This window comes from Streptomyces sp. NPDC049040, assembly GCF_043197715.1.
Lineage (GTDB): Bacteria > Actinomycetota > Actinomycetes > Streptomycetales > Streptomycetaceae > Actinacidiphila.
This window is the reverse complement of the sequence record NZ_JBICTO010000022.1, coordinates 79,709-105,017: the sequence shown is the minus strand read 5'-3', so window position 1 is coordinate 105,017 and position 25,309 is coordinate 79,709. Positions and strand designations below refer to the sequence as shown.

Sequence of the window (25,309 nt, the reverse complement as noted above, 5' to 3'; positions counted from 1 at the left end):
GCCTCACCCCCTACATCGGCCAGACCATCGCCCTGAAGTTCACCGGCACCGAGGACACCTCACTCGCCACCTCCTTCCTGATCGACGACACCGCCGTCAACGTCAGCTGAACCGACACCGGCGCACACCCGCTGTTCCGCCCGAGAGGGGGGAACACGCCCGGACCGGCCCTGCACGGCCGGTCCGGGCGACCCCGGTGCCGATCTGGTAGGGTGGGGCCTGTTGCAGTTGTGGTACCCAGAACTTTGCGTGCGCCTGGATGATTGCGATCCCCGGGCGCACTTTTGTTTTTACCGGAGTTCTCCGGTGTGGGGTGATCATCTACAGCGACCCGGATCCGTACAGTGCGGATCTGGAAACTGCCCCCCCAGTAGGAGATGGATATGGCTACCGGAACCGTGAAGTGGTTCAACTCGGAAAAGGGCTTCGGCTTCATCGAGCAGGACGGCGGCGGCTCCGACGTCTTCGCCCACTACTCGAACATCGAGTCGCAGGGTTACCGCGAGCTGCTCGAAGGCCAGAAGGTCGAGTTCGAGGTCACCCAGGGCCAGAAGGGTCCGCAGGCGGAGAAGATCCGGGCGCTCTGACCGGCGTCACCGGGCCGCTGTGCCCGGTCTTGGGAGGCCCGCACCGCACGGTGCGGGCCTCTCGCATGCTGCCGCCGCACCGGCGGCCCGAGGAAGGAAACGCCCGTGTCACCTGTGTCACCCGTCACGCTCTTCTCCCAGCTGCCGCTGGACCCGGCGCTCGTCGCCGCCCTGGCAGCCAACGGGGTGACCGAGCCTTTCCCGATCCAGGCCGCCACGCTGCCGGACTCGCTGGCCGGGCGGGACGTGCTGGGCCGCGGCAGGACCGGCTCCGGCAAGACCCTGGCGTTCGGGCTGCCCCTGCTGACCAGGACGAAGGCCGCCGGGCGGCGGGCCGAGGCCAGGCGTCCGCTGGCGCTGGTGCTGGTGCCCACCCGTGAGCTGGCCGGGCAGGTCACCGAGGCGCTCGACCCGTACGCGAAGGTGCTGGGCCTGCGGATCACCGCGGTCGTCGGCGGCTCGTCGATCAACAAGCAGACCGCCGCGCTCAAGGCCGGCGCCGAGGTGCTGGTCGCGACGCCCGGGCGGCTCGCGGACCTCATCGAGCGGCGGGCCTGCGCGCTGGACCGGGTCGCGGTGACCGTACTGGACGAGGCCGACCAGATGGCCGACATGGGCTTCCTGCCGCAGGTCACCCGGCTGCTCGAACAGGTGCGGCCGGACGGGCAGCGGATGCTGTTCTCGGCCACCCTCGACCGCAATGTCGACAAGCTCGTCAAGCGGTTCCTCGACGCCCCCGTGACCCACTCCGTGGACCCCTCGTCGGCGACCGTCACCACCATGGAGCACCACGTGCTGCATGTCGACGAGGCCACCAAGCGGGCGGTCACCGCGGAGATCGCCGCCCGCAAGGGCGGGGTGATCATGTTCGTCGGCACCAAGCGGGGCGCCGACCGGCTCACCAAGCACCTGCTCGGCCAGGGCGTACGCGCGGTGGCCCTGCACGGCGGCAAGTCGCAGCCGCAGCGCAACCGCGCACTCGACCAGTTCCGTACCGGCACCGCCGACGCCCTCATCGCGACGAACGTCGCCGCACGCGGCATCCACATCGAGGGCCTGGACATGGTCGTCAACGTCGACCCGCCGACCGAGGCCAAGGACTACCTGCACCGCGGCGGGCGGACCGCCCGCGCCGGCGAGTCCGGGACCGTGATCACCCTGGTGCTGCCCGAGCAGCGCCGGGAGAACGCGCGGCTGATGGCCCAGGCCGGGATCCGCCCCGCGACCGCCCGGGTCCGCCCCGGTGACCCGGACCTGGTCCGTATCACCGGCGCCCGCAAGCCGTCCGGCACGCCCGTCTCCCTTCCCGCGGCTCCCGAGCAGCCGGCGCCCGCGCCGGCCGCCCAGCCGCGACGCCGGCCGGGGACCAACCCGGCCGGGCGCCGCACCGGCCCCGGTGCCGCCGCGGGCCGCGGCGGTGCCGCGGGACGCCGCGCCCGCGGTACCGGCGGCCGCCGCGCCGCCTGACCGTCCGGACGCGGGGCCCGGCCGTCCGCGGCCCGGCCCCGCCTCCTCGCGCCGGGCTACCGGAGGATGCCGGCGGTCATGCCGGTGGCCTCGGGTGGGACGGCCACCAGGCCCTGTTCCGCCGGGGTGGCGAGCAGGGGGTGGGCCGGGAGGACCCGGACGGTGTAGCCGAAGGAGCCGGTGCGGTCGAGGGTGAGGGGGCCCTCGTAGGAGTGGCGGCCCGAGATGTCCGCGCGGCCGGTCGGCTTGAGTGACTGGACGGTGGGCGAGGCCAGCCGGTCCGCCGTGTCGACGCGGCCGGACAGCAACTGCACGTCGACGTCGGCGGGGTCGAGGCCGCCCAGGCTGATCTGGGTGCGCAGGGTGAGGGTGGAGCCCAGCTCCGGGGTGCCCTCGACGGAGTCGGTCTCCACATGGTCCACCGACACCTGCGGCCACTGGCGGCGTACCCGGCTCTTCCACTCCGCCAGCTCGACCGCGGCGGGCCCCTGTATGGCCCGGTGCGAGCGCGCGGCGGGCGCGTACAGCCGGGTGACGTAGTCCCGCACCATGCGTCCGGCCAGCACCTTGGGTCCCAGGGTGGCCAGGGTGTGCCGGACCATCTCGATCCAGCGCTGCGGCAGCCCGCGCGAGCCGTGGTCGTAGAAGCGCGGGGCGACCTGGTTCTCCAGCAGGTCGTAGAGCGCCGCTGCCTCCAGCTCGTCGCGCCGGTCCTCGTCGGTGATGCCGTCGGCCGTGGGGATCGCCCAGCCGTTGTCACCGTCGAACCACTCGTCCCACCAGCCGTCCAGCACCGACAGGTTCAGGCAGCCGTTGAGCGCGGCCTTCATGCCTGAGGTGCCGCACGCCTCCAGCGGGCGCAGCGGGTTGTTGAGCCAGACGTCGCAGCCGGGGTAGAGCAGCCGCGCCATGCGCATGTCGTAGTCGGGCAGGAAGACGATGCGGTGCCGTACCCGGGGGTCGTCGGTGAAGCGGACCAGCTCCTGCACCAGCCGCTTGCCGCTGTCGTCCGCGGGGTGCGCCTTGCCGGCGACGACGATCTGGATCGGCCGGTCGGGGTGCAGCAGCAGCTCCATCAGCCGGTCCTGGTCGCGCAGCATCAGGGTGAGCCGCTTGTAGGAGGGGACCCGGCGGGCGAAGCCGATGGTGAGGATGTCGGGGTCGAGGACGTGGTCGGTCCAGCCGAGTTCGGCCTCGCCTGCCCCGCGCTGCCGCCAGGAGGCCCGCAGCCGGCGGCGCACGTCCTCGACGAGCTGCTCGCGCAGTTCCCTGCGCAGCTCCCACACGGCGGTGTCGGGGATGCCGCCGATCGCCTCCCAGCGGTCGGTGCCGCCGATCATCAGCGCGTCCTCCGCGCGCTGCACGCCGATCTGCTTGGCGGCCATCCGCAGCACCTCGGGGGCGACCCAGGTGGGCGCGTGCACCCCGTTGGTGATGGACGTGATGGGGACGTCCTCGGGGTCGAATCCTGGCCACAGGCCGGCGAACATCTCCCGGCTGACGGCGCCGTGCAGGGTGGACACGCCGTTGGCGCGCTGCGCGAGGCGCAGGCCCATGACGGCCATGTTGAACAGGTTCGGGTCGCCGCCCCTGTGCGTCTCCATGCCCAGTTCGAGGATGCGCCCGGTGTCGACGCCGGACAGCTCGCCGCCGTCGCCGAGGTGGCGGGCGACCAGTTCGCGGTCGAAGCGGTCGATGCCGGCCGGCACCGGGGTGTGGGTGGTGAAGACGGTGCCTGCCCTGACCGCTTCGAGCGCCGCGTCGAAGTCGAGGCCTTCGAGGGACAGCTCGCGGATGCGCTCGAGGCCGAGGAAGCCGGCGTGGCCCTCGTTGGTGTGGAAGACCTCGGGCTCGGGGTGGCCGGTGATCCGGCAGTAGGCGCGGACGGCGCGGACACCGCCGATGCCCAGCAGCATCTCCTGCAGCAGCCGGTGTTCGCTGCCGCCGCCGTAGAGCCGGTCGGTGACATCGCGCTCCGCGGCCTGGTTGCCCTCGACGTCGGAGTCGAGCAGCAGCAGCGGCACCCGGCCGACCTGGGCCTTCCAGATCCTGGCGTGCAGCGCCCGGCCGCCGGGCAGCACCAGGCTTATCCGGGCGGGGGTGCCGTCGGCCTCGCGCAGCGGGGTGACGGGCAGGGAGTTGGGGTCGAGCACCGGGTACTGCTCCTGCTGCCAGCCCTCGCGGGAGAGGGTCTGGCGGAAGTAGCCGTGCCGGTAGAGCAGGCCGACGCCGATCAGCGGGACGCCGAGGTCGCTCGCGGCCTTGAGGTGGTCTCCTGCGAGGATCCCGAGGCCGCCCGAATACTGCGGCAGGGCGAAGGTGATGCCGAACTCGGGTGAGAAGTAGGCGATGGCGGCGGGCAGGTCGGTCTGCTCCTGATACCAGCGGGGGCTGCCGGTGTAGTCGGCGAGGTCCTCCGCGACCGCGGTGAGGCGGCGCAGGAAGCGGCGGTCGCCGGCGAGCGCGGCGAGCCGGTCCTTGCCGACGGCGCCGAGCAGCCGTACGGGGTCGCCTTGGGCCGCCCGCCAGCCCTCGGGGTCGACGCTCTGGAATAGCTCCCTGGTCTCCTGGTGCCACGACCAGCGGAGGTTCTGGGCCAGACCCCCCAGCGGGCGCAGAGGTTCCGGCAGGACGGTGCGCACGGTGAATCGACGGATAGCCTTCACCCTTCGACCGTAGCCCGGCGGGCCCTTGAGCCGCGGGTCCTGTCCCCGATCCGGTGGTTCAAACGCTCGAACGGCGGCTCACCGGAGTGAGCGTGACCGGTGCGCGAACGCGGGCGCGTTCAGTCTTGTGTACGAGAGGCGACAGGCAAATGTCGCCGGGGTGTCGCGCGTGCCGGGCCGCCGGTCAGGCCTGCCGAGAGCCGTGCACACGCGGCCGCCGGGTGCGATCCTGATGGCTTGGATCACACGGCCCGCAGGGAGCACAACTGCGGCTCCGCGTCCGCCTGGGGCGTACGCGGGGGCGCATTCCGGGGCGCGCAGGGGGGTACGAAACCGGACCTGCCGGGACGCCCCGGACGTGTGGCCGCTCCGGCGCCCGCCCAGGTCGCGGGCGCACGGATCAGAGCATTGGGGGCGCGCTCCCGATGCGCCGTCAGGCGGTGCGTTTCGCCGCCCGACGGTGGGCAGGCTCCTCGGTACACAGCACCCGAACGGCTGATCCGGCCCTGCCGAGAGCACCCGTACGGCCCTGCCACCGCCACAAGGGTGATCGCGGTGGGCCGCGGCCCCGCAGGCAGGCCGACAACGCCAAGAACAGTTAAAAAGAGCGGAAGTCGTCGTCCCGTACCCAGCGCTGTCAGGTGAGGAAATTGATCGGTCGCATTCCCGTTCTCGATGTCCGGCCGCTGGTCGACTGCGGCCGCCGCCCGGCCAAGGCGGTGGTGGGAGAGACCTTCGAGGTGACGGCCACCGTGTTCCGGGAGGGCCATGACGCGGTCGCCGCCAACGTGGTGCTGCGCGACCCGGCGGGCAGGTCGGGACCGTGGACCCCGATGCGCGAACTGGAGCCCGGCAGCGACCGCTGGGGCGCCCTGGTCACGCCCACCGCGGAGGGCCGCTGGTCCTACGCGGTGGAGGCCTGGTCCGACCCGGTCGCGACCTGGCGGCACACGGCGGGCATCAAGATCCCGGCCGGCATCGACACCGACCTGGTGCTGGCCGAGGGCGCGCTGCTCTACGAGCGGGCGGCGGCCGGGGTGCCCAAGAGCGACGGGCGGGCCGCGGTGCTGGCCGCGGCCGACGCGCTGCGGGATGTCGCGCGGCCGGTCGGCGCGCGGCACGCGGCGGCGCTGACGCCCGAGGTCGTCGGGGTGCTCGACCGCTTCCCGCTGCGCGAACTGGTCAGCGCCTCGCGGCCGCTGCCGCTGCACGTGGAGCGGGAGCGGGCGCTCTTCGGGTCCTGGTACGAGTTCTTCCCGCGCTCGGAGGGCGCGGTGGTCAAGGAGGGCGCGCCGCCCCGGCACGGCACCTTCCGCACCGCGGCCGAGCGGCTGCCCGCGATCGCCGCGATGGGCTTCGACGTGGTCTACCTGCCGCCGATCCACCCGATCGGCTCAGCCTTCCGCAAGGGCCGCGACAACACCCTGACGGCGGGCCCCGACGACGTGGGCTCGCCCTGGGCGATCGGCTCCCCCGAGGGCGGGCACGACGCCATCCACCCCGAGCTGGGCACGATCGAGGACTTCGACCACTTCGTGGCCACGGCCAAGGAGCTGCGGCTGGAGATCGCGCTGGACTTCGCGCTCCAGTGCTCCCCCGACCACCCGTGGGTGGCCAAGCACCCGGAGTGGTTCGCGCACCGGGCGGACGGCACGATCGCGTACGCGGAGAACCCGCCGAAGAAGTACCAGGACATCTACCCGGTGGCCTTCGACGAGGACTTCCCCGGCATCGTCCGGGAGACGCTGCGGGTGCTGCGGCACTGGATGGCGCACGGGGTGCGGATCTTCCGGGTCGACAACCCGCACACCAAGCCGGTCGTCTTCTGGGAGAAGGTCATCGCCGACATCAACCGCACCCACCCCGACGTGATCTTCCTGGCCGAGGCCTTCACCCGCCCGGCCATGATGAGCGCTCTGGGGCAGGTCGGCTTCCAGCAGTCGTACACCTACTTCACCTGGCGTACGGGCAAGGGCGAGCTCGCCGACTACATGCGGGAGCTCAGCGGCGAGAAGGCGGCCTGGATGCGGCCGAACTTCTTCGTCAACACCCCGGACATCCTGCACGCCTACCTCCAGCACGGCGGCCGCCCGGCCTTCGAGGTCAGGGCCGTGCTCGCGGCGACCCTGTCCCCCAGCTGGGGCGTCTACGCGGGCTTCGAACTGTGCGAGGCGGACCCCGCCAAGCCCGGGAGTGAGGAGTACCTGCACTCGGAGAAGTACGAACTGCGGCCCCGCGACTGGGCGGCGGCCGAGGCCGAGGGGCGCTCGCTGGCCCCCCTGATCACCACCCTCAACCGGTTGCGCCGCCGTCATCCGGCGCTCCAGCAGCTGCGGGACATCACATTCCACCCGGTGGACAACGACGCGGTGCTGGCGTTTTCCAAGCGCCGCGGCGACGACGTCGTACTGGTGGTCGTCAACCTGGACCCGTTCCACACCCAGGAGGCCACCGTGTCGTTGAACATGCCGGAACTCGGCCTCTCCTGGCACGAGTCCTTCCCGGTGCGCGACGCGCTCACCGGTGAGACCTACCACTGGGGCAGAGACAACTATGTGCGCCTTGAGCCGGGCCGTGCGCCCGCGCACGTCCTGTCGCTGCGACCGTCTCCATCGATCGGAGGGTCACTCAGTTGATCGTCAACGAACCCGTCCCTGACACCTTCGAGGACACCCCGGCCAAGGACCGTGATCCCGACTGGTTCAAACGGGCGGTGTTCTACGAAGTCCTCGTCCGCTCCTTCCAGGACAGCAACGGCGACGGTGTCGGCGACCTGAAGGGCATCACCGCCAAACTCGACTACCTGCAATGGCTGGGCGTCGACTGCCTGTGGCTGCCGCCGTTCTTCGCCTCCCCACTGCGCGACGGCGGCTACGACGTCGCCGACTACACCGCCGTGCTCCCGGAATTCGGCGACCTCGCGGATTTCGTGGAATTCGTGGATGCCGCCCACCAGCGCGGCATGCGCGTGATCATCGACTTCGTCATGAACCACACGAGCGACCAGCACGAGTGGTTCCAGCAGTCCCGCAGCGACCCCGAAGGCCCCTACGGCGACTACTACACCTGGGCGGACGACGACAAGCAGTTCCCCGACGCCCGGGTCATCTTCGTCGACACCGAGGCGTCCAACTGGACCTTCGACCCGGTGCGCAAGCAGTACTACTGGCACCGGTTCTTCTCGCACCAACCGGACCTCAACTACGAGAACCCGCAGGTGCAGGAGGAGATCCTGGCCGCGCTGCGCTTCTGGCTCGACCTGGGGATCGACGGCTTCCGGCTCGACGCGGTGCCCTATCTGTACCAGCAGGAGGGAACCAACTGCGAGAACCTGCCGCGCACCCACGACTTCCTGAAGAAGGTGCGCGCCGAGATCGACGCCCAGTACCCGGACACCGTGCTGCTGGCCGAGGCCAACCAGTGGCCCGAGGACGTCGTCGACTACTTCGGCGACTTCCACAAGGGCGGCGACGAATGCCACATGGCCTTCCACTTCCCCGTCATGCCGCGCATCTTCATGGCGGTACGCCGTGAGTCCCGCTACCCGGTGTCGGAGATCCTGGCCAAGACCCCGGCCATCCCCGACAGCTGCCAGTGGGGCATCTTCCTGCGGAACCACGACGAGCTGACCCTCGAAATGGTCACCGACGAAGAACGCGACTACATGTACTCGGAGTACGCCAAGGATCCGCGGATGCGGGCGAACATCGGCATCCGCCGTCGGCTCGCCCCGCTGCTCGACAACGACCGCAACCAGATCGAGCTGTTCACCGCCCTGCTGCTGTCCCTGCCCGGCTCGCCCATTCTCTACTACGGCGACGAGATCGGCATGGGCGACAACATCTGGCTGGGCGACCGGGACGGCGTGCGCACCCCGATGCAGTGGACGCCCGACCGCAATGCCGGGTTCTCCTCCAGCGACCCCGGACGGCTCTTCCTGCCGACCATCATGGACCCGGTCTACGGCTACCAGGTCACCAACGTCGAGGCGCAGATGAGCTCACCCAGCTCGCTGCTGCACTGGACCCGGCGGATGATCGAGATCCGCAAGCAGAACCGCGCGTTCGGCCTGGGCTCGTACACCGAGCTGCCGTCCAGCAACCCCGCCGTGCTGGCCTTCCTGCGGGAGGACGGCGACGACCTCGTGCTGTGCGTGAACAACTTCTCCAGGTTCGCCCAGCCCACCGAGCTGGACCTGCGCCGCTACGCGGGCCGGCACCCGGTGGAGCTGATCGGCGGGGTCCGCTTCCCGGCGATCGGCCAACTGCCGTACCTGCTCACCCTCGCGGGCCACGGCTTCTACTGGTTCCGGCTGCGCCGCAACCCGTCATGACGGCGGGGGGCCGGCAGGTCCGGCCCCCCGCGCCCGAAGGACCCCGGTAGCGCGCCCGAGTCGCGGGCCTGACGCACCTTTGGCAGTATCCAGAGGTATCCGGACGCACTCTTGCGTAATCGGACTTACCCGGACGTACCCCGTTCGCAGTATCCCGGGCTCCGCCTGAGCCGACCGCACGACCGGTGCGCGAAGTGGCAACCGGAACGTTACGCGGGCGGGCCGTACGGCGGTTTCCTGTCACCCGCCCGGGGCAGGCTCCCCGTGTCGCCGGACAGCCCGAACCCGTCATCCGGGAGGCTGGCGCCCCTGCCGCTCGAAGAGGCGGCCGGGTGCGCGACTCCCCGGGGAAAGGACGTCATGTCGGACAGCTCCTGGACCCGTGTCCCCCCCGTTCCCGTCCCACCCGTCTCCCCCGCGGAGCGGCCCTCCTCGGCCGCTCCCGCAACTCCCGCGGCCGCCCCGCCGCCCGCGCCCTCGTTCGGCGGGCGCGACGCGGCGCCCGGACTGCTGCGCTCGCTCGAACCGCTGCTGCGCGGCTGGCTGCCCCGGCAGCGCTGGTTCGCCGGCAAAGGCCTGCCCATCGGCGGCTTCCGGCTGGCCTCGGCCACCGAGCTGATGCCGCCAGGGGGCCGGTCAGGACCGGTCGGGCTGCTGCACGTGCTGGTCGACGTCGAGCAGCCGGGCAGGCCCGCGGACTGCTACCAACTGCTGCTCGGCGCGCATCCGCTGCTGCCCTCCGCCCTGGTGCGCACCGCGCTTGGCCCGGCCGTCGGCGGGCCCTACGACGGCCTGACCCTCTACGACGCCCCGCACGACCCCCGCCTCGCCGCGCTGCTGCTCGAACGGCTCCGGCTGCCCGGCCGCACCGGGCGGCTGCGCTTCACCGCGGAGCCGCACGCGGTCTTCCCGGCCGGACTGACCCCCCGGGTGTCCACCGCCGAGCAGTCCAACACCTCGGTGGTCTACGGCGACGCGTACATCCTCAAGCTCTTCCGCCGCGTCTCCCCCGGCACCAACCCGGACCTCGAACTGTCGCTGGCCCTGGCCAGGGCCGGGTCGCAGCGGGTCGCCGAGCCCGTCGCGTGGTTCGAGTCGCTCGAGCCGGGGCCGGGTCCCGCCGCGGAGGAGCCCACCACGCTCGGGGTGCTCCAGCGCTTCCTGCCCGGCTCGTCCGACGGCTGGGCGCTCGCGCTGGCCTCGGTGGCGGAGGACGGCGATTTCCGCACCGAGGCGGCGGCCCTCGGCCGCGCCACCGCCGAGGTGCACGCCTCGCTCGCCGCCGCGCTGCCGGTGCGTGCGCTGGGCGGCGCGGCACTCGAACAGGTCGCGGCCGGCATGGCCCGCAGGCTCGACGAGACGGCAGCGGAGGTGCCCGCGGTACGCCCGTACGCCGACGCGCTCAGGTCCGCCTTCGACGACCTGGCCAAGCTCGGCGCCGGCACGCTCCCCGGCCAGGTGGTCACCGCCCAGCGCATCCACGGCGACCTCCACCTCGGCCAGGCGCTGCGCGGGCCGGACCGGGAGTGGGTGCTGATCGACTTCGAGGGCGAGCCGGCCCGCCCGCTGGCCGAGCGCCGCAGGCCCGCGCCGCCGGTGCAGGACGTGGCGGGCATGCTGCGGTCCTTCGACTACGCCGCCCACCACAGCGGCAACGGCCCCTGGGCGGCGAGGCACCGGGACGCGTTCTGCTCGGGCTACGCGGACGTCTCCGGCAACGACCCGCGCGAACAGCCCGTGCTGATACGGGCCTTCGAGACGGACAAGGCCGTCTACGAGGCCCGCTACGAAGCCCGCCACCGGCCCGCCTGGCTCCCGATCCCGCTGTCCGCACTGGCCCGGCTGTCCATGGCGGCGCCGCGCTGATGCGTCCCATGAACCGCCGGAACCGTCCGCACCCGCCCGAGGAGATCCCGCCCGTGACCCCGTCCTCAGAGCCGAATCCCGCAAACGGCGCCCTCCCCGAGGCCGCGGCCCGCGGCTACGACGCCATGACCCCTCATCCCGCGGCTTCGGGGACAGCCCCCAAGCCTCCCGGCGCCCCCTCTTCAGCGGAGGGCGCGCCCCGGGGGCACGACGACGGCGAGCAGCCCGTACGGCCGGCGGCCACCCACGCCTCCGAGGCCGCCCGGCAGCCCCGCGACGAGCAGCGCGACCAGCCCACCACCCCCCTGCGGACCGTCGCCGGCACCTCCGCCCGGCCGGCGGCCGCACCCGTCCCCGACCGCGACCGGACCGCGGGCTCCCGGCCGCCCGGCGACGACGGCGACGGCGAGCAGCCGGTACGGCCGGCGGCCGCCCGCGCCCCCGAAGCCCCCCGGCAGCCCCGCGACGAACGGGCCGACCGGCCCACCACCCCCCTGCGGACAGTCGACGACGCCCCCGCCCGGCCGGCGGCCGCAGGCACCACCGGGAGTCCACGGGAGGGCGAAGGCGCGCTCGCGGGCGAGGACCGGCGCAGGCTGCTCAGCGGGGAGCACCACGACCCGCACGGGCTGCTCGGGGCGCACCCGGAGGGGAACGGGGTGCGGATCCGCGCCCTGCGCCCGTACGCCCGCGCCGTGGCGGTGGTCGTCCCCGGCGCCGAGCGGGTCGCCATGGCCCACGAGGGGGACGGCCTGTTCTCCGTGCTGCTCCCGCAGCGGGAGATCCCCGACTACCGCCTGGCGGTGACCTACGACGGGGCCGAGGACATCCTGGTCGAGGACCCCTACCGCTTCCTGCCGTCGCTCGGCGAGCTCGACCTCCACCTCATCGGCGAGGGCCGCCACGAGCAGCTGTGGAAGGCGCTCGGCTCGGAGCCGATGACCCACGCGGGCGTGTCCGGGACCCGGTTCGCCGTGTGGGCGCCCAACGCCCGCGGCGTCCGCCTCGCCGCGGACTTCACCTTCTGGGACGGCACCTCGCTGCCGATGCGCTCGCTCGGCTCCTCCGGCGTGTGGGAGCTGTTCGTGCCCGGCGTGGGCCCCGGCACCGCGTACAAGTACGACATCGCCCACCCCGACGGCTCGCACGGCATGAAGGCCGACCCGATGGCCCGTGCCTGCGAGGTGCCCCCCGCGACCGCCTCCGTGGTCACGGAGTCGGCGTACGAGTGGCAGGACGCGGAGTGGATGGCGCACCGCGCCGACACCCCGGTGCACCGGGCGCCCTTCTCGGTCTACGAGGTGCACCTGCCGTCCTGGCGGCCCGGCCTCGACTACCGGCAGCTGGCCGAGCAGCTGCCCGCCTACGTGGCGGACCTGGGCTTCACGCACGTGGAGCTGATGCCGGTCGCCGGGCACCCCTTCAGCGGCTCCTGGGGCTACCAGGTCACCTCGTACTACGCCCCGATGCCGCGGCTCGGCTCGCCCGACGACTTCCGGTACCTGGTGGACGCGCTGCACCGGGCCGGCATCGGCGTGATCATGGACTGGGTGCCCGCGCACTTCCCCAAGGACGACTGGGCGCTGGCCCGCTTCGATGGTGAGCCGCTGTACGAGCCTGCCGACCCGCGGCGGGCGGAGCACCCGGACTGGGGCACCCTGGAGTTCGACTTCGGCCGCACCGAGGTGCGCAACTTCCTGGTCGCCAACGCCGTGTACTGGTGCGAGGACTTCCACATCGACGGGCTGCGGGTCGACGCGGTCGCCTCGATGCTCTACCTCGACTACTCGCGCGAGGGCGGCGACTGGCTGCCCAACGTCCACGGCGGCCGGGAGAACCTGGACGCGGTGGCCTTCCTGCAGGAGATGAACGCCACCGTCTACCGCCGCAGCCCCGGCGTCATCACGATCGCCGAGGAGTCCACCGCCTGGGACGGCGTCACCCGTGCCACCCACCACGTGGGCCACACCGGCTTCGGCGGCCTCGGCTTCGGCCTGAAGTGGAACATGGGCTGGATGCACGACTCGCTCGGCTACATCGGCCACGAGCCGGTGCACCGCAAATACCACCACGACGAGATGACGTTCTCGATGGTGTACGCGTACAGCGAGAACTACGTGCTGCCGATCTCGCACGACGAGGTCGTGCACGGCAAGGGCGCGCTGGTGAGCAAGGTGCCGGGCGACTGGTGGCAGCAGCGCGCCACCGAGCGCGCCTACCTGGGCTTCATGTGGTCCCACCCGGGCAAGCAGCTGCTGTTCATGGGCCAGGAGTTCGCCCAGGGCGCCGAGTGGTCGCACGAGAGCGGCCCGGACTGGTGGCTGGTGGACCCGGGCTACTCGGCGGCCGGCGACCACCGCGGGGTGCGTGACCTGGTGCGGGAGCTGAACACCGTCTACACGGCCACACCCGCGCTGTGGCAGCGCGACACCGACCCGGGCGGCTTCGAGTGGATCGACGGCGGCGCGAGCGAGGACAACGTCTTCGCCTTCCTCCGCCTCGACGCGGCGGGCGAACCGCTGCTGTGCGTCAGCAACTTCTCCCCCGTCGTCAGGGACGGCTACCGGCTCGGCTCGCCGGCCGCGGTGTGGACCCCGGTGCTGAACACCGACGAGCTGCGCTTCGGCGGCAGCGGCGTGGCACTCCCGGACCAGATCAAGACCGAGGCGTCCCCCTACCAGGGCCGCCCGCACAGCGTCACCCTGACGCTGCCCCCGCTGTCCACGGTCTGGCTGCGCAGGGACGACACGCCCTGAGCCGCGGGAGGCCGGGTCAGAACACCGACTCGGCCTCCTCCATGCGGTCCTCGGGGACCGTCTTGAGGTAGGTGATCGCGTCCGCCAGCGGGACCATGTCGATCCGGGTGCCGTGCAGGGCGGTCATGTGGCCGAAGGCGCCCTTGTGGGCGGCTTCCACGGCGTGCCAGCCGAAGCGGGTGGCGAGCACCCGGTCGTAGGCGGTGGGGACACCGCCGCGCTGGACGTGGCCGAGGATGACCGGACGGGCCTCCTTGCCCAGGCGGCGCTCCAGCTCGCGGGCCAGGGTGGTGCCGATGCCGTTGAAGCGCTCGTGGCCGAACTTGTCGATCTCGCCGACGCCGTACTCCATCGTGTCCTTGGCCGGGTGGGCGCCCTCGGCGACGCAGATGACGGCGAACTTCTTGCCGCGGGCGAAGCGCTCGGTGACCATGTCGACCAAATCGGCGGGGTCGAAGGGGCGCTCGGGGACGCAGATCCCGTGGGCGCCGCCGGCCATGCCGGCCTCCAGGGCGATCCAGCCGGCGTGCCGGCCCATCACCTCGACGACCATGACCCGCTGATGGGACTCCGCGGTGGTCTTGAGCCGGTCGATCGCCTCGGTGGCGACGGTGACCGCGGTGTCGAAGCCGAAGGTGCGGTCGGTGCCGTTGATGTCGTTGTCGATGGTCTTGGGCACGCCGACGACGGGCATCCCCGCGTCCGACAGCATCCGGGCGGCGGTCAGCGTGCCCTCGCCGCCGATGGGGATGAGGACGTCGATGCCGTAGCGCGAGCACAGGTCGTCCGCCCCGTCCGCGGCCTCGCGCAGCCGGCCGCGTTCGAGCCGGGCGGAGCCGAGTACGGTGCCGCCGCGGGCCAGGATGCCGCTGACGGAGTTGAGGTCGAGCGGGCGGAAGCGGCCTTCGAGCAGGCCGACGAAACCGTCCTCGAAACCGATGACCTCGTCCGTGTGGCCGGTCAGTGCCCGGTGCACGACCGACCGGATGACGGCGTTGAGGCCGGGGCAGTCGCCGCCGGCGGTGAGGACTCCGATACGCATGAGCGGGTGTCTCCAGGAAAGGGGGGGTCAGGGGCTGCGCGGGATCAGGGTGCTGTCGGTGATCCGGCCGGCCACGTAGTCGTTCACATTGCGCAGCGTCGCCGCGACGATCTCCTCGACGGCGTCCACCGTGTAGTAGGCCTGGTGCGAGCTGATCAGCACGTTGGTGAAGGTCAGCAGCCTGGCCAGGACGTCGTCGGTCATCACCTCGAGCGACTTGTCGTAGAAGAAGACCCCCGCCTCCTCCTCGTAGACGTCCAGGCCCACCCCGCCGAGGCGGCCGTCGCGCAGCGTCTCCACCAGGGCGGTGGAGTCGATGAGGGCGCCGCGGCTGGTGTTGATCAGGATCGCGTCGTCCTTCATCTCGGCCAGCCGCCTGCTGCCGACCAGGTGGTGGGTGGACGGCATCAGCGGCACGTGCAGGGTGAGCAGGTCCGCCTCCCGGAAGAGCCTGTCCAGCTCGACGTACTGCATGCCGAGCTCCTCGCACTCCGGGTTCGGGGTGATGTCCCAGCCCAGCAGCCGCATGCCGAAACCGCGGGCGATCGCGGTGAAGGCGGTGCCGATCCTGCCGGTGCCGATGACACCGACGGTCCGGTCGTGGAAGTCCCGGCCGAGCAGCCCGTCGAGCCGGAAGTCGAAGTCGCGGGTGCGGCTCGCGGCCCTGACGATCCGGCGGTTCAGGGCCAGCGCCAGGGTCCAGGCGAATTCGGCGACCGCGTACGGGGAGTAGGCGGCGACCCGCGCCACGGTCATGCCCAGGCGCTCGGCGTGGGCCAGGTCGATGTTGTTGTAGCCGGTGGAGCGCTGAGCGACCAGCCGGGTCCCGCCGCGCACCAGGCCCTCCAGGACCGGCGCGTCCAGGACCGCGTTGACGCTGGTGGAGACCGCCTCGTAGCCGGCGGCCAGCGGCAGCGTGTCGGCGGTCAGCGGGGTCTCGATGCAGCGGATCTCGTGCCGCCCGGCGAACGCCGCCTCCAGCAGGGGCCGCTCGTCGCGCTGCACTCCGGTGGCCAGGACGTCCATCGCACGGCCCTCCTCGCTCGCTCGCCCTTCACCCTACGTGCACTGTGCGGCGATCCCCGGCAGCCCGCACCCGGGGGGCGCCGCAATGGCCGCCCCGGCGTGCGCGGGGGCCTCGGCGGGCGTCGCGCGGGCGGGCACGTTAGCGTCAGGGCGTACGCGACACAGGGGCTGAGGGATCGGAGTCATGGGGTGACGCGCAGCGTCTACGTCACGGGGATCGGCCGCGGCGACGGCCGGCAGGTGGTCGAGCTGGGGGTGATGGAGCTGCTGACCCGGCAGGTGGACCGGGTCGGGATCTACCGGCCGATGGTGCACGACACCCCCGACCGGATCTTCGAGCTGCTGCGGGGCCGCTACCGGCTGGTCCAGGACCAGGCGACGGTCTACGGCATGGGGTACGAGGAGGCCGCCGCGCTCCAGGCCGAGCAGGGCCAGGAGGCGCTGACGGCCCGGCTGGTCGAGGGCTATCTGCGGGTGGCCGCGGACTACGAGACCGTGCTGATCCTCGGTTCCGACTTCGCCGGCACCAACCTGCCGGCCGAGCTGGGGGTCAACGCCCGGCTGGCCAACGAGTGCGGCGCCTCGGTGCTGCCGGTGATCGGCGGCCGGGCGCAGAGCGCGGAGTCGGTGGTCGCCGAGGTGCGCAACGCGCACCACGCGTACACCAACCTGGGCTGCGACGTGATCGCGATGGTCGCCAACCGGGTGGACCCGGCCGAGGTCGCCGAGGCGGCGGAGAGGCTGGGCCGCTCGCCCGATGTGCCCGTGTACGTGCTGCCCGACGACCCCGCCCTCGCCGCTCCCACGGTCGAGCAGATCGCCGAGACGCTGGGCGCCGAGGTGCTGCTGGGCGACGACGCGGGGCTGGCCAGGGACACGCTGGACTTCGTCTTCGGCGGTGCGATGCTGCCGACCTTCCTGCCGCGGCTGACCCCGGGGTGCATGGTCGTGACCCCGGGCGACCGGGCGGACCTGATCATCGGGGCGCTCGCCGCGCACTCGGCGGGCTCGCCGCCGATCGCGGGGGTGCTGCTGACGCTCGACGAGAAGCCGGGCCCGCAGATCCTGGCGCTGGCCGACCGGCTCGCCCCTGGCACCCCGGTGCTGGCGGTCGCGACCGGCTCGTTCACCACCGCGACCGGCCTTTTCACGCTGGACGGCAAGCTCGGCGCAGGCACCCCGCGCAAGGCGGAGACCGCGCTGGGGCTCTTCGAGACCCACGTCGACACCGCGGAGCTGACCGATCGGCTCTCGGTGGCCCGCTCGTCGCGGGTCACCCCGATGATGTTCGAGCACGCACTGCTGGAGCGGGCGCGGGCCGACAAGCGGCGGATCGTGCTGCCGGAGGGCGCCGAGGAGCGCATCCTGCGGGCCGCCGAGGTGCTGCTGCGCCGCGGGGTGTGCGAGCTGACGCTGCTGGGCGAGGAGGACGCCGTCCGCAGGAAGGCCGGCGACCTGGGCATCGCGCTCGACGACCCGGGCCTGCAGATCATCGACCCGCAGACCTCGCCGCTGCGCGAGCGCTTCGCCTCGCTCTACGCGGAGCTGCGGGCGCACCGGGGGGTGAGCTACGAGCTGGCCTACGACGTGGTCGCCGACGTGTCCTACTTCGGCACCCTGATGGTGCAGGAGGGGCTGGCCGACGGCATGGTCTCCGGCGCGGTGCACTCCACCGCGGCGACCATCCGCCCGGCCTTCGAGATCATCAAGACCCGGCCGGGGGCGGCCATCGTCTCGTCGGTCTTCTTCATGTGCCTGGCCGACAAGGTCCTGGTCTACGGGGACTGCGCGGTCAACCCCGACCCGGACGCCGAACAGCTGGCCGACATCGCGATCCAGGCCGCGGCCACCGCGGCCCGCTTCGACGTGCAGCCGCGGATCGCGATGCTGTCGTACTCCACCGGCACCTCCGGCAGCGGCGCGGACGTCGACAAGGTGCGGACGGCCACCGAGCTGGTGCGCGAGCGGCGCCCGGAGCTCCTGGTCGAGGGGCCGATCCAGTACGACGCCGCGGTGGCGCCGTCCGTCGCGGCCACCAAGATGCCGGGCTCCGTGGTGGCCGGGCAGGCGACCGTGCTGGTCTTCCCCGACCTGAACACCGGCAACAACACCTACAAGGCCGTGCAGCGCTCGGCCGGCGCGGTCGCGGTCGGCCCGGTGCTCCAGGGCCTGCGCAAGCCGGTGAACGACCTGTCGCGGGGCGCGCTGGTGCAGGACATCGTCAACACGGTCGCGATCACCGCGATCCAGGCCCAGCAGGGAGAGACGTCATGAGCCGCGCCACCAGGGTGCTGGTGCTGAACTCCGGCTCCTCGTCGGTGAAATACCAGCTCATCGACATGGCGGGCGAGCAGCGGCTGGCCTCGGGCCTGGTGGAGCGGATCGGCGAGCCCGGCGGGGTCACCGACCACGGGCGGGCGCTGCGGCAGGCGGCCGAGGACCTCGCGGCGCGCGGTCTCGGCCTTGACTCGCCCGAGCTGGCCGCGATCGGCCACCGGGTGGTGCACGGCGGCACGCGCTTCACCGAGCCGACGCTGATCACCGACGAGGTGCTGGCCGGCATCGAGGAGCTGGTGCCGCTCGCGCCGCTGCACAACCCCGCCAACGTCACCGGCATCAGGGTCGCCCGGGAGCTGCGGCCCGACCTGCCGCAGGTCGCGGTCTTCGACACCGCCTTCCACGCCACCCTGCCTGAGGCCGCGGCCCGCTACGCGATCGACACCGCGACCGCCGACCGCTACGGCATCCGCCGCTACGGCTTCCACGGCACCTCGCACGCGTACGTCTCACGGGCGACTGCGGCACTGCTGGGCCGGGAGCCGGCCGAGGTCAATGTGATCGTGCTGCACCTGGGCAACGGGGCCTCGGCCTCGGCGGTGCGCGGCGGGGTGTGCGTCGACACCTCGATGGGGCTGACGCCGCTCGAAGGCCTGGTGATGGGCACCCGCTCGGGCGACCTGGACCCGGCGGTGGTCTTCCACCTGGAGCGGGTCGGCGGGATGGGCACGGACGAGATCGACACGCTGCTCAACAAGAAGTCCGGGCTGCTCGGCCTGTGCGGCGACAACGACATGCGGGAGATCGGCCGCCGGATGGCGGAGGGCGACCGGGCGGCCCAGCTGGCCTTCGACGTCTACGTGCACCGGCTGCGCCGCTACGTGGGGGCCTTCACCGCGGTGCTCGGCCGGGTCGACGCGATCGCTTTCACAGCGGGCGTCGGCGAGAATTCGGCTGCCGTTCGCGAGGCGGCCTTGTCGGATCTTGACAATCTGGGTGTCACCATGGATCCGGTGCGCAATGCCGTGCGCGGCGCCGCTCCCCGTCTGGTGTCGGCGGATTCGTCACGGGTCGCGGTGGCGGTGGTCCCCACCGACGAGGAGCTGGAGATCGCCCGCGGCAGCTACGCACTGGCCGACAAGACCCCGGCCGGGCACGATGGTTGACCGTCCCGCGGCCGCGCGAAGCCCCAGGAATATTCCGCACCGGAACAAACCGATAGGATAGCGCCCATGCGCCGAGCCAAGATCGTCTGTACCCTGGGTCCCGCCGTTGACTCCTACGACCAGTTGAAGACACTGGTGGAGGCCGGCATGAACGTGGCCCGCCTGAATTTCAGCCACGGCAGCCACGCCGAGCACGAGGACCGCTACCAGCGGGTGCGCAAGGTGGCCGAGGAGACCGGCAGGGCCGTCGGCGTACTCGCCGACCTGCAGGGTCCCAAGATCCGTCTGGGCAAGTTCGCCGACGGCCCCGTGGAGCTGGTGGCGGGTGACGAGTTCACCATCACCACCGAGGACGTCGCCGGCGACAAGACCATCTGCGGGACGACGTACAAGGGCCTGCCCGGTGACGTGTCCCAGGGCGACCCGATCCTGATCAACGACGGCAACGTGGCGCTGCGCGTCATCGAGGTGGACGGTCCGCGGGTGCGGGCGCTGGTCGTCGAGGGCGGTGTGATCTCCGACCACAAGGGCATCAACCTGCCGGGCGCCGCGGTGAACGTCCCCGCGCTGTCCGAGAAGGACATCGCCGACCTGCGGTTCGCGCTGCAGATGGGCGTCGACATGGTGGCGCTGTCCTTCGTGCGCGACGCCAAGGACGTCCGCGACGTGCACCGGGTGATGGACGAGGAGGGCCGCAGGGTCCCCGTCATCGCCAAGGTGGAGAAGCCGCAGGCGGTCAAGAACATGGAAGACGTCGTCGCGGCGTTCGACGCCGTGATGGTGGCCCGCGGCGACCTGGCGGTGGAATACCCGCTGGAGCAGGTGCCGGTGGTGCAGAAGCGGCTGGTCGAGCTGTGCCGGCGCAACGCCAAACCGGTGATCGTCGCGACCCAGATGATGGAGTCGATGATCACCAACTCCCGGCCGACCCGCGCCGAGGCCTCCGACGTGGCCAACGCGATCCTGGACGGTGCCGACGCGGTGATGCTGTCCGCGGAGTCCTCGGTCGGCAAGTATCCGATCGAGACGGTCAAGACGATGGCCCGTATCGTCGAGGCCGCCGAGGAGGAGCTGCTGTGCCGCGGCCTCCAGCCGCTGGCCCCCGGCAAGAAGCCCCGCACGCAGGGCGGCGCCGTCGCCCGCGCCGCCGCGGAGCTGGCCGACTTCCTCGACGCCAAGACGCTGGTCGCCTTCACCAAGTCCGGTGACACCGCCCGCCGCCTGGCCCGCTACCGCGTCCCGGAGCCCGTGGTGGCCTTCACCACCGACCCGGCGACCCGCAACCAGCTGGCCCTGACCTGGGGCGTCGAGGCCTTCGTGGTCGAGCACGTCGACACCACAGACGACATGGTCAAGATCGTCGACCGCGAGATGCTCAAGCTCTCCGACTACACGGACGGCGACACGGTCATCATCACCGCCGGCTCCCCTCCCGGCGTGGCGGGCACCACCAACCTGGTCCGCGTCCACCACCTGGGGGCCTGACCCTCCTCCGCCCGCTCGGCGGACATGTGACAACGGCCGCCGGCCCGGGGATTCCCCGGGCCGGCGGCCGTTGTGCACGTGTCCGCCGAGCGGACCGTCAGGACTTCTGGCCGGGCAGCACCTTCATGCCGGGGACCGTGAGGTCGCCGCCGAACTGGCCCGCCTGGATGACCGTCACGTTGGTGAAGAAGAGCACCGGGACGGTGAGCGGCGGGGGGAACTCCGGGGTGAAGGTGATCGGCACCGCGCCGAGCAGATTGCCGCTGAGCGACTCGGTGTACATCGTCACCGTGCCGTTGCGGATCGTGGAGGTGGAGCCGGGACGGGCGGTGACGTGGGTCTTGGTGCCCCCCGCGCCGTTCTGGATCTGGTGCAGGTCGCCGATGTCCACGCCGGAGGCGGTGAACTTCAGGACCTTCTTGATGTGCCCGCTGTAGGTCTTCACCTCGACGATGCCGTGGTATTCGAGGCCGTAGAGGGTGAGCAGCGAGCTCTTGAGGATCCACGGGTCGTCGGGCAGCAGGGGTATGCCCTGCTCGGCCTGCGCGTCTGCCAGCGCCTGGGCGTCGGTCGTCGGGCAGGGGTAGGACTGCTGCCCGTCGGTGCCGGCCGGGGGCGTGGCGGCGTCCTTGACGCCCTTGGTGGCCTTCTTCACGCCGCCGGTGACGCCCTTGACGGTGTCCTTCGCCGCGTCCCCCGCGGCGTCCGCCGTGCCCTTGACGGTGTCCTTGACCGCGTCCGTGGTGTCCTTGACGGTCTTGCCCACGCTGTCGGCGGTCGACTTCACCGGGTCGGCGGCGGGCGGCGCGGTGGTCGTCGTCGGGTCGGGCGAGGGTGCCTGGGTGGTCGGCGCCGTGTCGGCCGCCGAGGAGGCGGAAGACGACGAGCCGCCGACACCGAGCAGGCCGCCCAGCAGGTCGCCAAGGCCCAGCGGGTCCAGCGGGTTCGTGGCCTTCGTCGTGCTCGGGCTCGGGCTCGCGCTCGGCTTGGTGTCGGGCTGCGCCTCGGTGGCCGGCTTGCCGGTGTCGGCCGGACTCGGCGACGTCGTCGGTTCGGGCGCGGCCGGGCTGCTCGACGGCTTGGGCGTGGACGTCGGGCTGGTCGACGGGTCCGGCTTCGGCTTGTCCTGGGACTTGCCCGCCGTCTTGCCCGTGTCGCCGCCGTCGGCCTTGTCCGTCGCGGACGGCGTCGGCGTGTCCGGCTGGGTCACGCAGGGACCCGGCTTGAACGGGCTCTTGGGCAGCTCGTCGGCCTGCGCCAGGTGCGGGGTGAAGCCCATGCCCATCAGCACCGCGGTCGGCATGGCGGCGAGCGCCACCGCCTTGCCCGCGGGCATGTGCAGCCTGGTCAGCAGGGACTTGCGCGGGGCCGCGTGCCGCGGCCCTGACCTCGCCCTGCCCTCCCCGTCGCTCTCGGCCGGCTGAGCCTCGTCACCCAGCACGGTGCCTCCCGTTCTCCTCGGTGGTGTCTTCGTCGGCCCGCCCACCGGCGTGCACCGGCTCGGGCTTCGTGAACGGGTCCGCGGGGAACGCGGGCGCGGGCACGGTGGGGGCGGGCGCGCCGGGGTCGGCCGCGTCGCCCTCCGGGTACGGGGTGCCGTCGGGCAGCTCCGCCTTCTCGCCCGGTACGTCGGGAGCCGGGGTGCCGGGCGCCCACGACACGGCGAGCGCACCGCCGAGCAGGGCCAGCAGGAAGCCGATCACCAGACCGCCGAAGTTGGCCACCGGGATCGACACCAGGCCGAGCAGGATGGTGGCGACACCGGCGAAGATCCGCACCGCGCTCTGGAACCACATGGTCAGGCCGAGCACCACCAGCAGCACACCGATGATGAACGCACCGGCGCCCGCGGTGGTCGCCATCCGTACGGTCAGCTGACCGAAGGTCACGTTGTTGTACGGCAGGTACCCGATGGGGAGTCCGGACAGGATCGTCAGCAGCCCCGCCCAGAACGGGCACTGCCACCGCCAGCGCCGGAACGCGATACGGCCGCGGCGGAGGTGGGCACTCAGCCCTGTCGACTCGGCGCTCATGGAAAACAGCTCCCTGGAACTGGCAGTACGAAGGAAAGTGGTCGGTGCCATGGGCGAGCCGCGCCCCGCGCGGCTCGCCCAGAGCGACTCAGACCGTGCCTAGTAGCACTCGACGCCCTTGCCGGAGCCCATGCCCACGTGCAGGCTGAGACCGCTCAGGCGGAAGGTGCCCGCGCTGGTGGCCCACGCCGTCTGCTGAACCCCCGTCAGGTCGGCCGACTGGGCCGTCTGCGCGAAGGAACCCGGGTCGGTGGCGTCCTTGTCGTGGATGCCGGGACCGGGCTGGCCCTTGGCACCCGCCGCGACACCGATGTTGATGTCGTGGAAGACGGCATCGGCGTCGAGCTGGTCGAGGTCGATGTAGAGGTTGTGCGCCTTGACCTTCTTGCCGCCGTTGCCGGCGGTCAGCTTCAGCGTCACGTTCCCGATCGGCGTCGGGATGACCACCGACTGGCACAGGCCGGTGATGGTCGCGTCGGTGAACGCCGAAACGGCCACCGGCACGTACTTGCCGTCCTGCTTGACATCGAGCGCGCCGTACTGCTCGAAGCCCGTACCGTGCAGAGTCGCCGCACTGACCTTGAACTGCTGGCCCGACACGCTGAACGACGCGGCGAGCGCGCCCTGAGCCAGCGCCACGCCTATCGCGGCGGTGGCCGCAACGCTCGGCACCATGACGACGGCGAACCGGCGCCATCTGGTACCGCCACGAACGAGCGATTCCATGTTTCCTCCTTCTCGGACGTACATCTCCGGCCAGGAGTTCGGGTCCTGGCCTGGGATGGGAGAAGTGCTACGTCCTCGGGAAGGAGAGCGCCGGGTCGGGCGAGGCCGTCCCTCCGGGAGGGAGCCCTCGAGGGGTCCCTGCGGAGTCCGGACGGCGATGTCCGAGACGTCGGCGATCACCCCCGAGCGACAACCACTGGCCACGCTCTCGCGCAACCTGCTGGACAGGCTCCATCCGGTTCCATCCGCTGGACGGAGACCCCCCTGCCCTGGAGGCACGACGGGTCGCCGCGCACTCCCGCTCGGCGGGGACCCGTTGGCCGTGGCGCCGACTGGATGCCGGGCAATGGCTACGGACCGAGCTTGGCCGATCGTGGTCCATTCCAGGCCGCCGCACAAGGGGATCGTTACCAGCGAGTAACGCAAGAGTGCCGCACGCGGGGTCGCCACTCGGAGTGATCTCACACCGCGTAGCGGAATCGTGGGTGAGGAAGTCCGGCAAATGTCACCAACGACCGGCAAATCAGGGCGCCGATCTCACCGGGGGTGACGGCGACCGCCCACTGTCACGGTTTGATAAAGAGCGGTCGCCGAATCGCTAAATCGCTGCGCACCCGGCCGTCAGAACAGCACCCTGGCCAGCGCGGTGCGGGCACTGCCCACCCGCGGGTCATCAGGGCCGATGACCTCGAACAGTTCGAGCAGCCGCACCCGGACGGTGTCCCGCTCGTCGCCGAAGGTGCGGCGGACGGTGTCCACCAGACGGCCGAAGGCGTCCTCCACATGACCGCCGACCAGGTCGAGGTCGGCCGCGGTGAGTTGCGCCTGCACATCGCCCGGCGCGTCGGCCGCGGCCTTCCTGGCGGCCTGCTGGTCGACGCCCTGGACCCGGTCGAGCAGTTCGGCCTGCGCGAGACCGAGCTTGGCCTCGGCGTTCGCCGGCTCGTCGGCCAGCACGTCGCGGTAGGCGCGGATGGCGCCGCTCAGATCGCCGGCGTCCAGCGCGTCGTGCGCGGCGGTCAGCGCCAGCTCCTGCGGGGTGGCCGGGCGCGGCGGCGCCGGCTCCTGGGCCTGCGCGGGGGCCGCGGCACCCGGGTCGACGTCGGCGCCGACGATGCCGAACCGCTGCTCGGCGACCGCGATCAGCTGGTCGAGCACCTCGGTGACCTGGTCCTCGGGCGCGAGGCCCTGGAAGAGCGGCATCGCCTGGCCCGCGAGCACCGCGAAGACCGCGGGCACGCCCTGCACGCCGAACTGCTGGAAGAGCATCTGGTTGGCGTACACCTCGGCGGTGGCCAGCACGAACCGGCCGCGGTACTCGCCGGCGAGCCGTTCGAGCACCTCGTTGAGCTGCTTGCTCTGCTCGGCCTGGTCGGCCCAGAAACTGATGACGACCGGGACCTCGGCGGAGCGTTCGAGCACATCGCTCTCGAAGGTCGCCTCGGTCACCTCGATGACGAGCGGGGAAGCGGTGGTGGCGTCGGCGCCGGCGTCCTGCCGCTGCGCTCTGGCCTGCTCGGCCTTGACCTTGGCCTCACCGGCCGCCTTCACCGCGGCGAGGTCGACCACGCCGCTCATGGACATGTTCCGTGGCTGCATGAGGCAATCCTCCCCCCTCCTGGACCCGATCGTGCACAGACCCCGGATCAGGCCCGGCTTCCCCGCCGGTTTGCGGGGTCGCGACCACCCGGTCGTGTCATGCTGCACTGCTGTGCGGTGGTACGGATCCCCATCCGTACCGGTGTGGTTGTCGCCGGATGCCGCGGCACGCGAGGCCACGGCAAACTTTCGCTACGACCCGTAGCGTAACTGCGCCGGGATCTTCGCCGCGGCACCGCCCGCTGTGATACCGCTCACTCGTCACGCTGATTACCGGCCG

At 72.0% G+C, this 25,309-nt stretch carries 16 protein-coding genes; 9 read left to right on the top strand and 7 right to left on the bottom strand.

Annotated elements, in window-relative coordinates; genetic code table 11:
• Nucleotides 1-383: 383 nt before the first annotated feature.
• Both ACGFMP_RS33075 and ACGFMP_RS33070 read left to right on the top strand, forming a co-directional pair.
• Complete coding sequence (locus tag ACGFMP_RS33075) at nt 384-587, top strand: cold-shock protein (RefSeq protein WP_329174503.1); 204 nt, start codon at nt 384-386, stop codon at nt 585-587.
• A 105-nt stretch (nt 588-692) separates the two neighbouring features.
• On the top strand, nt 693-2,054 hold the full coding sequence (locus ACGFMP_RS33070; protein ID WP_393677195.1) for a DEAD/DEAH box helicase: 1,362 nt from the start codon (nt 693-695) through the stop codon (nt 2,052-2,054).
• A gap of 56 nt (nt 2,055-2,110) precedes the next feature.
• Here ACGFMP_RS33070 and glgP read toward each other — a convergent pair whose 3' ends face one another.
• Nucleotides 2,111-4,720 (bottom strand): alpha-glucan family phosphorylase, encoded by a 2,610-nt coding sequence (gene glgP / locus ACGFMP_RS33065; RefSeq protein ID WP_393677193.1) that lies wholly within the window; start codon nt 4,718-4,720, stop codon nt 2,111-2,113.
• Between the two features lie 650 nt (nt 4,721-5,370).
• Between glgP and ACGFMP_RS33060 the strand changes: the two genes are divergently transcribed.
• From ACGFMP_RS33060 to glgB, 4 genes are all read left to right on the top strand, one after another.
• Complete coding sequence (locus ACGFMP_RS33060) at nt 5,371-7,356, top strand: alpha-1,4-glucan--maltose-1-phosphate maltosyltransferase (RefSeq protein WP_393677191.1); 1,986 nt, start codon at nt 5,371-5,373, stop codon at nt 7,354-7,356.
• Nucleotides 7,353-9,053, top strand: coding sequence for a maltose alpha-D-glucosyltransferase (gene treS / locus ACGFMP_RS33055; protein ID WP_393677189.1), 1,701 nt, complete (start codon nt 7,353-7,355; stop codon nt 9,051-9,053). The genes ACGFMP_RS33060 and treS overlap by 4 nt, the downstream gene beginning before the upstream one ends.
• Nucleotides 9,054-9,413: 360 nt before the next feature.
• A complete protein-coding gene (locus ACGFMP_RS33050; RefSeq protein ID WP_393677187.1) occupies nt 9,414-10,919 on the top strand; it encodes a maltokinase in 1,506 nt (501 codons plus the stop codon).
• Between the two features lie 125 nt (nt 10,920-11,044).
• Entirely contained in the window at nt 11,045-13,675 is a 2,631-nt protein-coding gene (gene glgB / locus ACGFMP_RS33045; protein ID WP_393677203.1) for a 1,4-alpha-glucan branching protein GlgB, read from the top strand.
• A gap of 16 nt (nt 13,676-13,691) precedes the next feature.
• Here the strand turns inward: glgB and ACGFMP_RS33040 are convergent, their stop codons facing one another.
• Nucleotides 13,692-14,717 carry an ATP-dependent 6-phosphofructokinase gene (locus ACGFMP_RS33040; protein ID WP_393677185.1) on the bottom strand — a complete coding sequence of 342 codons (1,026 nt, stop codon included), beginning with the start codon at nt 14,715-14,717 and terminating at the stop codon, nt 13,692-13,694.
• A gap of 27 nt (nt 14,718-14,744) precedes the next feature.
• Nucleotides 14,745-15,743 carry a 2-hydroxyacid dehydrogenase gene (locus ACGFMP_RS33035; RefSeq protein ID WP_393677184.1) on the bottom strand — a complete coding sequence of 333 codons (999 nt, stop codon included), beginning with the start codon at nt 15,741-15,743 and terminating at the stop codon, nt 14,745-14,747.
• Between the two features lie 189 nt (nt 15,744-15,932).
• Between ACGFMP_RS33035 and pta the strand changes: the two genes are divergently transcribed.
• From pta to pyk, 3 genes are all read left to right on the top strand, one after another.
• Nucleotides 15,933-18,017 carry a phosphate acetyltransferase gene (pta, locus tag ACGFMP_RS33030; protein WP_393677182.1) on the top strand — a complete coding sequence of 695 codons (2,085 nt, stop codon included), beginning with the start codon at nt 15,933-15,935 and terminating at the stop codon, nt 18,015-18,017.
• Entirely contained in the window at nt 18,014-19,186 is a 1,173-nt protein-coding gene (locus ACGFMP_RS33025) for an acetate kinase (protein WP_393677181.1), read from the top strand. The genes pta and ACGFMP_RS33025 overlap by 4 nt, the downstream gene beginning before the upstream one ends.
• Before the next feature lie 66 nt (nt 19,187-19,252).
• Nucleotides 19,253-20,671, top strand: a complete 1,419-nt coding sequence (gene pyk, locus ACGFMP_RS33020) for a pyruvate kinase (RefSeq protein ID WP_393677179.1) — start codon at nt 19,253-19,255, stop codon at nt 20,669-20,671.
• A gap of 97 nt (nt 20,672-20,768) precedes the next feature.
• Here pyk and ACGFMP_RS33015 read toward each other — a convergent pair whose 3' ends face one another.
• The 4 genes from ACGFMP_RS33015 to ACGFMP_RS33000 all read right to left on the bottom strand — a co-directional run bounded on the left by ACGFMP_RS33015 (nt 20,769) and on the right by ACGFMP_RS33000 (nt 25,029).
• Nucleotides 20,769-22,112 carry a hypothetical protein gene (locus tag ACGFMP_RS33015; protein WP_393677177.1) on the bottom strand — a complete coding sequence of 448 codons (1,344 nt, stop codon included), beginning with the start codon at nt 22,110-22,112 and terminating at the stop codon, nt 20,769-20,771.
• Nucleotides 22,102-22,704 (bottom strand): DUF6114 domain-containing protein, encoded by a 603-nt coding sequence (locus ACGFMP_RS33010; RefSeq protein ID WP_393677176.1) that lies wholly within the window; start codon nt 22,702-22,704, stop codon nt 22,102-22,104. Before ACGFMP_RS33010 ends, ACGFMP_RS33015 begins: the two co-directional genes overlap by 11 nt.
• A gap of 99 nt (nt 22,705-22,803) precedes the next feature.
• Complete coding sequence (locus ACGFMP_RS33005; protein WP_393677174.1) at nt 22,804-23,430, bottom strand: DUF6230 family protein; 627 nt, start codon at nt 23,428-23,430, stop codon at nt 22,804-22,806.
• 621 nt (nt 23,431-24,051) lie between these two features.
• Nucleotides 24,052-25,029 carry a tetratricopeptide repeat protein gene (locus ACGFMP_RS33000; RefSeq protein WP_393677172.1) on the bottom strand — a complete coding sequence of 326 codons (978 nt, stop codon included), beginning with the start codon at nt 25,027-25,029 and terminating at the stop codon, nt 24,052-24,054.
• Nucleotides 25,030-25,309: the final 280 nt, after the last annotated feature.